This is a genomic window from Ferrimonas sp., from assembly GCF_048263965.1.
In the GTDB taxonomy this organism is placed as follows: Bacteria; Pseudomonadota; Gammaproteobacteria; order Enterobacterales; family Shewanellaceae; genus Ferrimonas.
This window is the reverse complement of sequence record NZ_JBLXDO010000003.1, coordinates 138,778-152,428: the sequence shown is the minus strand read 5'-3', so window position 1 is coordinate 152,428 and position 13,651 is coordinate 138,778. Positions and strand designations below refer to the sequence as shown.

Genomic DNA, 13,651 nt, shown 5'->3' with positions numbered 1-13,651 from the left:
TAATCCTCTGCTATTCGGTGGTTAATGCTTGGGTTAGGGATTCCCGAAAATGGCCTTGCTGTTCCGGGGTCAGGGCGGCACCGTCCGGGTTAGCCAGCATGAAGAGATCTTCAGCTTTTTCACCCACGGTGGTGATCTTAGCGGAGTGCACAATGAGGCCACACTGATCCACAACCTGACCGATTCGGGCCAGCAGGCCGGGAGAATCCAAGGAGATGATCTCCACCATCGAACCCTGCTTGCGCTTGGCCGGAAGGAAGTTCACCTCTGTACGAACCTTAAACTGTCGCATCCGCCTTGGCAATGGTCGTTGTCGTACTTTTGCCGGCATGGGGGCCAGCAGGGCCCGGACGATGGCATTGCGCAGGCTGTTGATTCGTGATGGGTGGCTGATGGCGCTGCCGTCCTGTTCCAGGATGATGAAGCTGTCCAGGGCGAAGCCATCCCTGGAGGTGAAGATCTGGGCGTCATGCACCGTGATGTTCTTGCCGTCAAACACCGCCATCAGGGTGGCAAACAGGCCCGCCCTGTCTCGGCAGTAGACGAAGAGTTCGGTGCCGCCACTGGCTTCGTGCTCCACCATCTCTACCAGAGGCTGGTCATCCTGGCGGGCCAGCAGTGCCTGGGTGTGGTGAAACACCTGGGCCGGGGTAAAGCGCAGGAAATAGTCGGCGCTGAAGCGCTGCCAAAGGGGGGATACATCCGCCTCCTCCAGTCCCATTTTCCCTAGCTGGTGCAGTACCTTGTTCTGGTTTTCCCGGATCTTGCCCCGGGTGTCCACCGGCTTCTCCAGCCCCCCGAGCAGCATGCTGCGGGTGCTGTGGTACAGCTGACTGAGCAGGGAACCTTTCCAGCTGTTCCACAGGTTGTCATTGGTGGCGCAGATGTCGGCCACGGTCAGGCAGTAGAGGTAACTCAGCCGGGTCAGATCACTGACGCTTTCGGCGAACTCCCGCACCACCTCGGGATCGTTGATGTCACGGCGCTGAGCGGTGACCGACATCAGCAGGTGGTTGCGCACCAGCCAGGCCACCAGCCGGCCGTCGTGGTCGTTGAGATTGTGCAGCTGGCAGAACCTCTGGGCATCGTCAGAGCCCAGTTCACTGTGGTCTCCGCCCCGCCCCTTGGCGATGTCGTGGAAGATGGCGGCCAGCACCAGCAGCCCCTTCTTGGGCAACTGGTCGATCAGCAGTGAACCCAGGGGGAAGATCTCCTTATGGGCAGGATCGGAGAATCGTTCGATAAACAGAAGCAATCGATGGGTGTGCTCATCCACGGTGTAGGCATGGAACAGGTCGAACTGCATCTGACCGACGATCTGTTGCCAGGCGCGGATGTAGCTGGAAAGGATGCCGTGCCTGTGCATCAGGGAGATCGCCTTGATCCCTCTGGGGTGGCGCAAAATCGCCATAAACTGCTCCCGGCACTGGGGCAGGTCACTCAGGGGAAACTTCAGCCGGCGACGGGCATTGCGCAGCAGCCTCAGGGTGGGAGCGGCCACCGCTTCCACCTCCTCCTGGATGGCGGCATGGTGGAACAGGGTCAGGATCTTGTGTGGTTCCTCAAACACCCCTTCGTGACGTACGGTCAGGTAGTGCCCCATCAGGCTGAAATCTTCATCCAGGGGTTGCAGGGGCTGTTTGAACGCCAGCTGGGGCAGCACCTCCCGCTTGAACAGCTGCAGCAGCATCTGGTTCAGCTCCCGGACCGCACGGATGGTGCGGTAATAACGCTTCATCATCTGCTCAACCGGCAGCTGGGTGCCCTGGGTGTAGCCCAACAACTCGGCCACCTTGGGCTGGTGGTCAAACAGAAGTTTGTCCTCGGCCCGGCCGGCGGCCAGGTGCAGGGCAAACCGAAGGCGCCACAGGAAATCCCGGCAGGCGTTCAGCTCCTCCAGCTCCTCCCTGGCCAGGAAACCGTGGGACACAAGCTCGGCCAGGCAGCCGGCGCTGAAGTGGCGAATCGCCACCCAGGTGATGGTTTGAATGTCCCGCAAGCCGCCGGGACAGGATTTGATGTTGGGCTCCAGATCGAAGGCGGAGAAGCGGTTGTGGCGGCCGCGCTGCTCTTCACGCTTGGCCAGGTAGAACTGGTCTACCGGCCAGAAGGCCTCATCCTCCAGCCTGGCATGCAGCTGCTGAAACAGGCGGGTGTCGCCGCAGAGCAGCCTGGATTCCAGCAGGTTGGTGGCGATGGTGATGTCCCCCCGGGCCTGACTGAAGGTCTCCTCCACGGTTCGGACCGAGTGACCCACATCCAGTTTGGCGTCCCACAGGGTGGTCAGCAGGGTGCCGATCGCCTCCTCCATGGTGGTGGTGCAGCACTCGCTGGTGAGCACCAGCAGGTCGATGTCGGAGTTGGGGTGCAGCTCACCCCGGCCATAACCGCCGACGGCCACCAGGGCCACCGGACAGCCGCCCAGCTTCAGCTCCTGCCAGAGTTGCACCAGCATGGCATCGATGAAGGCGGCACGTTCTGCCAGCAGGATGCCGATCGCCTCCCCTTCGGCAAACTTTTGCTGTTGTTGCTGGCGGTGATGTTCGAGTTGGTGTTTCAGCAGGGGCGGGGTCAGGGTCAGGGCGTTCATGCCGGCGAGGGTCCTTTTGGGGGGACCCGCCGCACCGGCGGCGGGTCGGTGAGAGGTCAGGCGTGGGAGATCACCCTTTCCAGGGTTTCTTCGCTTCGCAATGTCAGCACTTCGACGCCATCTTCGGTCACCAGCAGGGTGTGTTCCCACTGGGCAGAGGGCTGGCCATCCTTGGTGGTCACTGTCCAACCATCCTTCTTGTTCAGCTTGCAGCGGTAGTCACCGGCATTGATCATGGGCTCAATGGTGAAACACATGCCCGCCTGCAGGGTCAGCTTGGCGCGGTTGCGATAGTGAAGGATCTGTGGCTCTTCGTGGAATTTCTCGCCGATGCCGTGACCGCAGTAGTCGCGTACAACGGAGAAGCCTTCGCGCTCGGCGATGGGCTGAATGATGGCACCGATCTCGCTCATGCACAGGCCGGGGCGGACCTGGCGAATGGCGGCGTAGAGAGAGTCCTGGGCTACCTGTACCAGCTTCTTGTTGCGAGGCGGTGTCTGGCCGACAATGAACATCCGCGAGGTGTCACCGTGGAAGCCGTCCTTGATCACCGTAATATCGATGTTGACGATGTCGCCCTCTTTCAGTTTCTTGTGAGAGGGGATGCCGTGACACACCACTTCATTGATGGAGATGCAGGTGGACTTGGGGAAGCCGTGGTAATCCAGCGGCGCCGGAATCGCCTCCTGTACATCAACGATGTAGTTATGACAGAGCGTATTCAACTCTTCCGTGGTTACCCCTTTCTTCACGTGGGGTGCGATCATCTCCAGCACCTCGGCAGCCAGGCGGCCGGCCACGCGCATCTTTTCGATCTGTTCTGGGGTTTTGATAACGATGCTCATTAGTCTACTCTTTCTATCGAATTTCGGGCTCTGGGAAACCGGGCCAGGTTGAGCTTTATGCCCCAGTATGGTATAAAGCGCGCCGGTTCTGTTGAGTCTTGAACGGACCCCTGACCTTCAGGTTTGGGCTCCCAAGCGAACAATGGCGCCATTATATCGTTAAATTGTTATTAAACCACACACGTATCGGCACATGGTCCGGGGTGCCCTCAGGGGTCGGGTCATGGGATACGTGGAGGCTTAACCCCATATATTATTGAGGAATCTCATGGCAACTGTATCTATGCGCGACATGCTGAAGGCCGGTGTGCACTTCGGTCACCAAACCCGTTACTGGAACCCCAAGATGAAGCCTTTCATCTTCGGCGCTCGTAACCGTGTTCACATCATCAACCTGGAATCTACCGTTCCTATGATGAACGACGCTCTGGCTTTCCTGGGCAACGTTGCATCCAAGAAGGGTAAAATCCTGTTTGTTGGCACCAAGCGCGCTGCTGGTCAGAGCATCAAAGAATCTGCTCTGAAATGTGACCAGTTCTACGTTGACCACCGTTGGTTGGGCGGCATGCTGACCAACTGGAAGACCGTTCGTCAGTCCATCAAGCGTCTGAAGGACCTGGAAGCTCAGAGCCAAGACGGCACCTTCGAAAAGCTGACCAAGAAAGAGGCGCTGATGCGTACTCGTGAAATGGTTAAGCTGGAGAAGTCTCTGGGCGGTATCAAGAACATGGGCGGCCTGCCTGATGCTATCTTCGTGATCGACGCCGAGCACGAGCACATCGCCATCAAGGAAGCCAACAACCTGGGTATCCCAGTAGTTGCCGTAGTTGATACCAACTCCAACCCAGACGGCATCGATTACGTTATCCCAGGTAACGACGATGCAATCCGTGCTATCCAGCTGTACACCGGCGCTGTTGCTGAAGCTGTAACCGAAGGTCGCAACCAGGACCTGGCTGTTCAAGCTGAGCAAGACGGTTTCGTAGAAGCTGAATAAGCATAATAAGGCGTGAGTTTACTCGCCCCTTATTAACCAAAAGGTTATTGGTTAACAGGGGCCCATCGTGGCCCCTGTTTTTTTAAGTATTCAAAAGACGCAAGTCATAGAGGAATTGGACATGGCAATTACCGCTGCCCTGGTAAAAGAGCTGCGCGAGCGCACCGGCGCTGGCATGATGGACTGCAAAAAAGCCCTGGTTGAGACCAACGGTGACATCGAGCTGGCCATTGAGAACATGCGTAAGTCCGGTCAGGCCAAAGCTGCCAAGAAAGCTGGCCGTATCGCTGCTGAAGGTGTGATCATCGTTAAGAGCAACGACGGTCTGGCCGCAATGGTAGAAGTTAACTGTGAAACCGACTTCGTTGCCCGTGACGAAAGCTTCCTGGCTTTCGCCAACAAGGTTGCTGAAGTAGCCCTGGCTGGCAAGATCGCCACCGTTGACGCCCTGAACGCTGCTGAGCTGGACGGCATCACCGTTGAAGAAACTCGTGCCAACCTGGTTGCCAAGATCGGTGAGAACATGAACGTTCGCCGCGTGCTGCTGGTTGAAGGTTCTAACCTGGGTGCTTACATCCACGGTGGTAAGATCGGTGTTGTGGCTGCCCTGAACGGCGGCGACGCTGAGCTGGCCAAAGACATCGCCATGCACGTTGCAGCTTCCAACCCACAGTTTGTGAAGCCTGAAGACGTGGATGCCGACGTAGTTGCCAAAGAGCGCGCTATCCAGGTTGAGATTGCCGTTAACTCCGGCAAGCCTCAGGAGATCGCCGAGAAGATGGTTGAAGGCCGCATGAAGAAGTTCACCGGTGAGATCTCTCTGACCGGCCAGCCTTTCGTTAAGGATCCTTCCATCTCTTGTGGCAAGCTGCTGGCTGACAAGGGTGCCGATGTAACCAACTTCGTACGTCTGGAAGTGGGTGAAGGTATCGAGAAAGCTGAAGAAGATTTCGCTGCAGAAGTAGCGGCTCAAATCGAAGCTGCCAAGAAGGCCTAAGGCCAACGCTTAGTTGATGCAGACCGCGGCCTACTGTCGCGGTCTTTTAATATTCAGGATAGAGAAAAAGATGAGCACCAATCCAAAACCCGCATTTCGACGCATCTTGTTAAAACTCAGTGGTGAAGCACTCCAGGGCGAAGAGGGCTTCGGCATCGACGCCAAGGTTCTTGATCGTATGGCTCAGGAGATCAAAGAGCTGGTTGAGCTGGGTGTGCAGGTAGGTTTGGTGATCGGCGGTGGCAACCTGTTCCGCGGTGAAGGCCTGGCAAAAGCCGGCATGAACCGGGTGGTGGGTGACCACATGGGCATGCTGGCCACCGTGATGAACGGCCTGGCGATGCGTGACGCACTGCACCGTGCCTATGTGAACGCCCGACTGATGTCGGCCATCCCCCTCAATGGCGTCTGTGACAACTACAGCTGGGCTGAAGCGATCAGCCTGCTGAAGCAGGGCCGGGTGGTGATCTTCTCCGCCGGTACAGGTAACCCCTTCTTCACCACTGATTCCGCCTGCTGTCTGCGTGGCATCGAAATTGAAGCGGACGTGGTTCTCAAGGGCACCAAGGTGGATGGAGTTTACTCAGATGATCCGGTTACCAATCCCGACGCTGTGAAGTATGATAAAATCACCTACAAAGAGGTTCTGGAGAAAGAGCTGAAAGTCATGGACTTGTCTGCTTTTACTCTGGCCAGGGATCACGACCTGCCTCTGCTGGTCTTTAACATGAACGAGCCGGGCGCCTTGCGCCGGGCGGTGATGGGCGAAGCCAACGGCACCCTGATCACCAACTAATATTTACGCATCGAGTCGACACCGTAAGGAAGTTCACCGTGATTAACGACATTAAGCAAGACGCCGAAGCGCGCATGGATAAGAGTGTGGAAGCCTGCCGCACACAGATGGCCAAGGTTCGTACCGGCCGGGCTCACCCCAGCCTGCTGGACACCATCGTAGTCTCTTACTACGGCGCCGATACCCCTCTGAAGCAGGTGGCCAACATCTCCACCGAAGACAGCCGTACCCTGGCTGTGACCGTATTCGACCGCTCCATGATTCAGGCGGTTGAAAAGGCGATCATGGCGTCTGACCTGGGTCTGAACCCCAACTCCGCCGGCACCACCATCCGCATCCCTCTGCCTCCTCTGACCGAAGAGCGCCGTAAGGACCTGGTTAAAGTGGTTCGCGCCGAAGCTGAGAACGGCAAAGTGGCCATCCGTAACATCCGTCGTGATGCTAACTCCCACATCAAGGAGCTGGAAAAAGAGAAGGAGATCAGTGAGGACGATGCTCGTCGCGCTGAGGATGACATTCAGAAGCTGACCGATAAGTTCGTTAAGGCCGTCGACGCCGTGCTGGCCGAGAAAGAAGCCGAGCTGATGGAGATCTAAGCAAACGTCCCCGTTTGCTAGCGAATCGACGCCGCGTTTGGATATACTACGCGGCGTTTCTGTTTTTATTTGCCGGGATTAACACCTTCATGCTCAGTAGTCGTGATTCCTCACCAGCGGCATCTGCCGAGTCTCTGCCGAGACACATTGCCGTCATCATGGATGGCAATGGCCGTTGGGCCGAGTCCAAGGGGCGCCCCAGGTTTGCCGGTCACCGTGCCGGGGTCAAGGCGGTTCGCGAAGCGGTTCGCGTTTGCCGTAAGCACGGGATCAAGGCGTTGACCTTGTTCGCGTTTTCCAGTGAAAACTGGCGGCGTCCGGAGCGTGAGGTCGCATTATTGATGCGGCTGTTTATGACGGTGTTGTCCCGTGAGGTAAAGTTGCTCAAGAGCAACGATGTTCGCTTGAAGGTGGTGGGGGACGTCTCTGCCTTCAGTGAGGATTTGCAGCAACGTATCCGCAAGGCGGAGGCGATGACCGCCGACTGCCAGGGCCTGGTGCTCAACGTGGCCGCCAACTATGGTGGTCGTTGGGACATGATGCAGGCGGCCCGTCGTGTGGCCCAAGAGGTGAAGCAGGGCCACCTGGATATGGAGCAGATCTGTGAAGACACCATCAGCCGTTACCTGACCATGGCGGATCTGCCCGAGGTGGATCTGCTGGTGCGTACCGGCGGCGAGCACAGAATCAGCAACTTTATCCTGTGGCAGGCGGCTTACGCCGAGCTGGTGTTCAGCCCGGTGTTGTGGCCTGATTTTGACGAGCGGGCGCTGGAGAGTTGCCTCGACGAGTATTGCGGACGACAGCGTCGCTTCGGCCAGACCAGCGCCCAGGTCTCGGCCCCATAACAAGAATTCAACCCAAAGAGGTTTTTTTTGCTTAAGCAACGAGTTTTAACCGCCGTGCTGCTGCTGCCGGCAGCACTGGCCGCCATCTTCCTGTTGTCCGCGGACGGTTTCGCCCTGGCCATCGCCCTGGTGATCCTGTTGGCCTCCAAAGAGTGGGGCAGCTTCATTCAACCAGGCGACCGCCTGATACAAGCCAGTTTTACCCTCTCCATGGCCGTGCTCATGGGTGCCTTCTACTTTATGGTGCCCAGTGAACTGCTCTGGCTGGGCGACAAGCTGCATCCTCTGGCCGAGGGGCTGCTCCAGGTGGGCGGCATCTGGTGGCTGATCGCCCTGGGGCTGGTGGTGACCTATGTACGCTCGGTGCGTGTCTGGCACCACTCTATGGTACTCAAGGCGGTGTTTGGCCAGCTGACGCTGCTGCCGGCCTTTGTGGCCATGCTGGTGCTGCACAGTGCCCCTCAGATGCAGGATCCCCACTATGGTGCCTACCTGGTGCTGGCGGTGTTGCTGATTGTCTGGGGCGCGGATACCGGTGCCTACTTCTTCGGTCGCGCCTTCGGTAAGCATAAACTGGCCCGCCATGTCAGCCCGGGTAAGACCATCGAAGGTCTGGCCGGCGGCCTGCTGGTGTGTGCCCTGCTGGCAGCAGCGGCCTGGAACTACCTGCCCAATAACGGTTTTATTCCTGTGCTGGCGGCAGTACTGCTGACTGCACTCTCCTCCGCCCTGGGGGACCTGTCTGAAAGCATGTTCAAGCGCAGTGCCAATATCAAGGACAGCGGTCGCCTGTTGCCTGGCCATGGTGGTATCCTTGATCGAATTGACAGCATCACCGCCGCGATGCCGGTGTTTGCTCTGCTGTACCTTTACTGGTGGATTTGACCATGCAAAGACTCGCGCTGTTTGGGGCCACTGGCTCCATTGGTAGCAGCACCCTGGACGTAGTGCGCCGGCACCCAGAGCAGTATGAGGTCGAGGTACTGACCGCCAATGGCAATTGGCAGGCGATGGTGGCTCTGTGCGAGGAGTTTCGCCCAGCCTATGCGGTGATGGTGGATGCCGATGCGGCTCTGGCCCTGGAGAGGGCGCTGAGCGGTAAGGTGGACACCCAGGTGCTGGCCGGTGACCAGGCCCTGGTTCAGGTGGCCGAACTGGACAGTGTGGATGTGGTGATGGCTGCCATCGTCGGCGCGGCGGGGCTCAGTTCCACCCTGGCGGCGGTGCGCCGGGGTAAGCGGATTCTGCTGGCCAACAAGGAGGCCCTGGTGGTGTCCGGCCGGTTGTTTATGGACGCGGTGCGCGAGCATGGCGCCACCCTGCTGCCGGTGGACAGCGAACACAACGCCATCTTCCAGAGCCTGCCCACACAGGTGCAGGACACCCTGGGTCACTGCGACCTGGCCGGCAACGGCATCTCTCACCTGCTTTTGACCGGCTCTGGCGGGCCATTCCGCACCCGAGCTCTGGACAGTTTCGATCTCATCACGCCGGCCGAGGCCTGTGCCCACCCCAACTGGAGCATGGGACAGAAGATCTCGGTCGACTCCGCCTCCATGATGAACAAGGGGCTGGAGTACATCGAAGCGCGCTGGCTGTTCAACGCTACCCCAGAACAGATTCAGGTGGTGATCCACCCTCAAAGTGTCATCCACTCCATGGTGCAGTACCAGGATGGCTCAGTGCTGGCTCAGATGGGCCAACCTGACATGCGCACACCTATTGCCCACAGTCTTTCCCATCCGACTCGAATCCACAGCGGCGTGGAACCTTTGGATTTCTTCAAGGTCGGACAATTAACCTTCGAAGCGCCGGATTTCCAGCGTTACCCCTGTCTGAAGCTGGCGATGGACGCCTGCAACAGTGGCCAGGAGGCAACCACGGTTCTCAATGCTGCCAACGAACAGGCGGTGGCGGCGTTTCTGAAGGGACAGATCAGGTTTACCGACATTGCCCGGGTCAACGCCCACTGTCTGGAACGGGCGGACCTGAGCCCTTTGATGACCTTGTCCGCCCTCGGTGAGCTGGACAGGGAGGCCAGAGTGCTGGCCGACAGCTGGATCGCCAGAGGAGCTTAATGTTTCAGTTTTTTTGGAGTCTCGGCGCCTTTCTGGTTGCCCTGGGAATCCTGATTGCCGTCCACGAATATGGCCACTTTTGGGTGGCCCGCCGTTGCGGAGTCAAGGTGGAGCGTTTCTCCATCGGTTTCGGCAAGGTGCTGCTTCGTCGGATTGGCAAGGACGGCACTGAGTACAGCCTGTCTGCCATCCCCCTGGGGGGTTACGTCAAGATGCTGGACAGCCGTGTCGAGGAGGTTCCCGACCACCTGAAGGCGCAGGCCTTTGACGCCAAAACGGTCTGGCAGCGAATCGCCATTGTTGCCGCCGGGCCGCTGGCCAACTTCGCCTTCGCCATCTTTGCCTTCTATGTGATGTTCCTGATGGGCGTGCCCACAGTGCGTCCCGTGGTGGGAGAGGTTGCGCCCAGCACCATTGCCGCCGAAGCGGCCATCTCGCCCCAGTCGATCATCACCAGGGTCGGTCAGCGGGAGACGGTGGACTGGGAAGCGGTCAACTTGGCCATGGTGGAGTACATCGGCAACGAGCAGATGACTCTGACCCTGGAGGAGGATGGTCGGCCCAGAACCGTCAATCTGGATATTTCAGACTGGAAGGTGCAGCCGGACAAAGAGCCTCTGTTTGTCAGCCTGGGTGTGATGCCCTGGCGGCCTCAGGTCAGCAATGTCCTGGGACTGGTGACCGAAGAGGGTGCGGCCTATCAGGCTGGCATGCGGGTCGGTGACAAGCTGATGGCGGTGAACGGTGAGCCCTACCACGACTGGGAGCTGCTGGTCACCGAGGTGGAAGCCCACCCGGGCAAGCCAATGAGCTTCACCGTACAGCGTGATTTCAACAGCATGACCCTGACTGTGGTGCCCGATGAGGTCACCTCAGAGGAGGGCAAGCTGGTGGGCAAGGTGGGGATCTCCCCGACCATGGAGCCCTGGCCCAAGGAGTATCAGGTGGATCTCAGCTACGGGCTGCTGTCCGCCGTGGGGCCCTCGCTTGATCGCACCTGGCAGTTGGTTGAACTGACGTTAAAAACAATAGGTAAATTGTTTACTGGGGACCTTGCGGTGAGTAACCTAAGTGGTCCCATCTCCATCGCTCAGGGGGCAGGCAGCACCGCAGGATTCGGTCTGGTCTACTTCCTGGGGTTCCTGGCGCTGATCAGCGTCAACCTGGGGATCATCAATTTACTGCCTCTGCCGGTACTGGATGGGGGCCACCTGCTCTACTTTGCTGTGGAGCTGGTTACCGGTAAGCCGGTTCCTGAACGGATTCAGGATGTGGGGTATCGCATCGGATCCGCATTGGTTCTGATGTTGATGATTATCGCTATCGTCAATGACGTAGCACGACTGTAAGCCCAAGGAAATAATAAGAATCTTCGTCTATGAGACTGAATAAAATTATGGCATCGATGGTATTCATCGGTGCGGCCATTTCGGCACAGGGGCAGGCTGCAGGCTTTGACGCCTTTGTGGTTGACGATATTAAGGTTGAGGGGTTACAGCGGGTTGCTCTTGGTGCTGCGTTGCTGAATCTGCCTGTAAAGGTGGGGGATCAGGTGGACACCCTGGCTCTGCAGCGGGCGATTCGCTCCCTCTATGCTTCCGATAACTTTGAAGATATCGCCGTGGCTCGTGACGGCAACACCCTGGTGGTGTTGGTCCGTGAACGACCGACCATTGCCGACATCGTGTTCGACGGCAACAAAGATATCAAGGATGAGCAGCTGCAGGAGAGTCTGGACGGGTCCGGCATCAAGACCGGCGAACCCCTGGACCGTACCATCCTCACCGAGATTGAGGGCAGCCTGCAGGATTTCTACTACAGCGTCGGTAAATACAACGCCAAGGTAAAGGCGCAGGTGATCACCCTGCCGCGTAACCGGGTTGAGCTGAAGCTGAAGTTCACCGAAGGCGACGCCGCCGACATCCACCAGATCAACATCGTGGGTAACAGTGTGTTCCCCGATGAGGAGCTGATCGGTCTGTTCGAACTGACCGACTACGTGGCTTGGTGGGACTTCTTTGGCGACCGCCGTTACCAGAAGCAGCGTCTTGAGGGGGATCTGGAAACCCTGACCTCCTACTACAACGATCGCGGCTACCTCAAGTTCAAGGTGGACTCCACCCAGGTGGCGATGACGCCGGACAAAACCGGTCTCTACGTCACAGTGAACGTCGATGAGGGCGAACAGTACACCGTTAAGGAGGTCAACCTCACCGGTGAACTGCTGGGCAAAGAGGCGCTGATGCAAGCGCTGGTACCCATCGAGTCTGGTGAGATGTACAACGGTGGCGAAGTCACCTTTACCGAGGAGCTTATTGGTAAGTTCCTCGGACGCTACGGCTACGCCTATCCCAAGGTGACCACCTACCCTGAGGTGGACGAGGAGACCAAAGAGGTTTCCCTCAACATCAACGTCGACCCCGGCAAACGGATCTACGTGCGCTCCGTGGGCTTCTCGGGTAACACAGTGACCAAAGATGAGGTTCTCCGCCGTGAGATGCGTCAGCTCGAGGGGGCCTGGCTCAACAGCCGTTCCGTGGAGCTGTCCAAGGAGCGACTGAACCGTCTGGGCTTCTTCGAGACCGTCGAGGTGGAAACCACCCCGGTTACCGGCAGCGAGGATCTGGTGGACGTCAGCTACAAGGTGAAGGAGCAGCCATCCGGTTCCTTCAACTTCGGTGTCGGCTATGGTACCGAGAGCAAGCTGAGTCTGCAGTTGGGTGTGTCTCAGAGCAACTTCCTGGGCACGGGCAACAACGTGGCCATCAACCTGAACAACAACTCCTATCAGAAGAGTGTTAACGCCACCTATCGCGATCCCTACTTTACCAAGGATGGGGTGAGTGCTGGCATTAACGTCTACTGGTCTGAGTTTGACGCCGATGAGTACTATCTGGAGTCCTATAAGAACAACTCCTATGGTATTGGTGCCGACCTCTCCTGGCCTGTGAATGAGTACAACCGCCTGGGTCTGGGCCTGTTCTACCGTCACAACGAGCTGTCTGAGGTGTCCCCATACCAGCAGGTACTGAAGTTCTACGAGATCTATGGCGATCCTACGGATTCCAGCAGCACCCTGGCGTTTGACAACTATGAACTGAACGCCAACTGGACCCGCAGTACCCTGAACCGTGGTACCTTCCCAACCTCCGGTAACAACCAGAAGCTGTTTGGTAAGGTGACCATCCCCGGATCTGACGTTCAGTACTTCAAGGTCAGCTTCGACACCAGCTTCTACTTCCCGCTGAACCGCACCCACGACTGGGTGTTCCTGACCCGGGGTAAGCTGGGTTATGGTAACGGCTATGGTCAGTACCAGGATCAGGACAACATCCTGCCATTCTGGGAGAACTTCTACGCCGGTGGTTCCACCGTGCTGCGAGGCTTCAAGACCAACTCGGTGGGCCCGCGAGCCTTCTACCTGACCGGTGACGGTACTCCCTGTATCCCACTGCCAGGCGGAAACTTCGGTGGCTGTAGTTTACCTGGCGATCCTGATACCGTAGCGGTGAACAGCGGACGCTCCATCGGTGGTAACGCCATCGCAACCCTGAGTGCCGAGCTGATCATTCCGACGCCTTTCCTGGACGAGTCCTATAAGAACTCCGTCCGGACCAGCTTCTTTGTCGATGCCGGTAACGTATGGGATACTGAGTTCGATTATGAAAGCTACCGATCGCTGCCTCAGTCCGAATTTGAGAAGATTCAGGACTACTCCGATCCGAGCCGAATCCGAGCCTCAGCTGGTTTGTCAGTGCAGTGGCTGTCCCCCATGGGCCCCATGGTGTTCAGTCTGGCGAAGCCGCTCAAAGAGTACGAAGGGGATGACAGTGAAGTGTTCTCCTTCAATATTGGACGTACTTTCTAAAGAAACGGCGACTTCGGTCGCCGCCTAATAAAGACA

General features: G+C 58.0%; 11 protein-coding genes. 9 read left to right on the top strand and 2 right to left on the bottom strand.

What is annotated here, in order from left to right; all coding sequences use genetic code 11:
- Nucleotides 1-10: 10 nt before the first annotated feature.
- Both glnD and map read right to left on the bottom strand, forming a co-directional pair.
- On the bottom strand, nucleotides 11-2,590 hold the full coding sequence (gene glnD / locus ACN0RV_RS04885; protein WP_417346094.1) for a [protein-PII] uridylyltransferase: 2,580 nt from the start codon (nucleotides 2,588-2,590) through the stop codon (nucleotides 11-13).
- 56 nt (nucleotides 2,591-2,646) lie between these two features.
- Nucleotides 2,647-3,435, bottom strand: a complete 789-nt coding sequence (gene map / locus ACN0RV_RS04880; RefSeq protein ID WP_417346092.1) for a type I methionyl aminopeptidase — start codon at nucleotides 3,433-3,435, stop codon at nucleotides 2,647-2,649.
- Nucleotides 3,436-3,703: 268 nt separating this feature from the next.
- Here map and rpsB point away from each other — a divergent pair, with 268 nt between their 5' ends.
- The 9 genes from rpsB (at nucleotide 3,704) to bamA (ending at nucleotide 13,615) form a co-directional block, all read left to right on the top strand.
- Entirely contained in the window at nucleotides 3,704-4,432 is a 729-nt protein-coding gene (rpsB, locus tag ACN0RV_RS04875; protein ID WP_028110826.1) for a 30S ribosomal protein S2, read from the top strand.
- 121 nt (nucleotides 4,433-4,553) lie between these two features.
- Nucleotides 4,554-5,429 carry a translation elongation factor Ts gene (gene tsf, locus ACN0RV_RS04870; protein WP_417346090.1) on the top strand — a complete coding sequence of 292 codons (876 nt, stop codon included), beginning with the start codon at nucleotides 4,554-4,556 and terminating at the stop codon, nucleotides 5,427-5,429.
- A 70-nt stretch (nucleotides 5,430-5,499) separates the two neighbouring features.
- A complete protein-coding gene (pyrH, locus tag ACN0RV_RS04865; protein WP_417346088.1) occupies nucleotides 5,500-6,225 on the top strand; it encodes a UMP kinase in 726 nt (241 codons plus the stop codon).
- Between the two features lie 38 nt (nucleotides 6,226-6,263).
- Nucleotides 6,264-6,821 (top strand): ribosome recycling factor, encoded by a 558-nt coding sequence (gene frr / locus ACN0RV_RS04860; RefSeq protein ID WP_286340174.1) that lies wholly within the window; start codon nucleotides 6,264-6,266, stop codon nucleotides 6,819-6,821.
- An 89-nt stretch (nucleotides 6,822-6,910) separates the two neighbouring features.
- Entirely contained in the window at nucleotides 6,911-7,669 is a 759-nt protein-coding gene (gene uppS, locus ACN0RV_RS04855) for a polyprenyl diphosphate synthase (RefSeq protein ID WP_417346086.1), read from the top strand.
- A gap of 27 nt (nucleotides 7,670-7,696) precedes the next feature.
- Nucleotides 7,697-8,554 (top strand): phosphatidate cytidylyltransferase, encoded by an 858-nt coding sequence (locus ACN0RV_RS04850; protein ID WP_417346084.1) that lies wholly within the window; start codon nucleotides 7,697-7,699, stop codon nucleotides 8,552-8,554.
- 2 nt (nucleotides 8,555-8,556) lie between these two features.
- A complete protein-coding gene (gene ispC, locus ACN0RV_RS04845) occupies nucleotides 8,557-9,747 on the top strand; it encodes a 1-deoxy-D-xylulose-5-phosphate reductoisomerase (protein WP_417346082.1) in 1,191 nt (396 codons plus the stop codon).
- Nucleotides 9,747-11,096, top strand: a complete 1,350-nt coding sequence (gene rseP / locus ACN0RV_RS04840; RefSeq protein ID WP_417346080.1) for a sigma E protease regulator RseP — start codon at nucleotides 9,747-9,749, stop codon at nucleotides 11,094-11,096. Before ispC ends, rseP begins: the two co-directional genes overlap by 1 nt.
- A 29-nt stretch (nucleotides 11,097-11,125) precedes the next feature.
- Entirely contained in the window at nucleotides 11,126-13,615 is a 2,490-nt protein-coding gene (gene bamA, locus ACN0RV_RS04835; protein WP_417346078.1) for an outer membrane protein assembly factor BamA, read from the top strand.
- Nucleotides 13,616-13,651 lie beyond the last annotated feature (36 nt).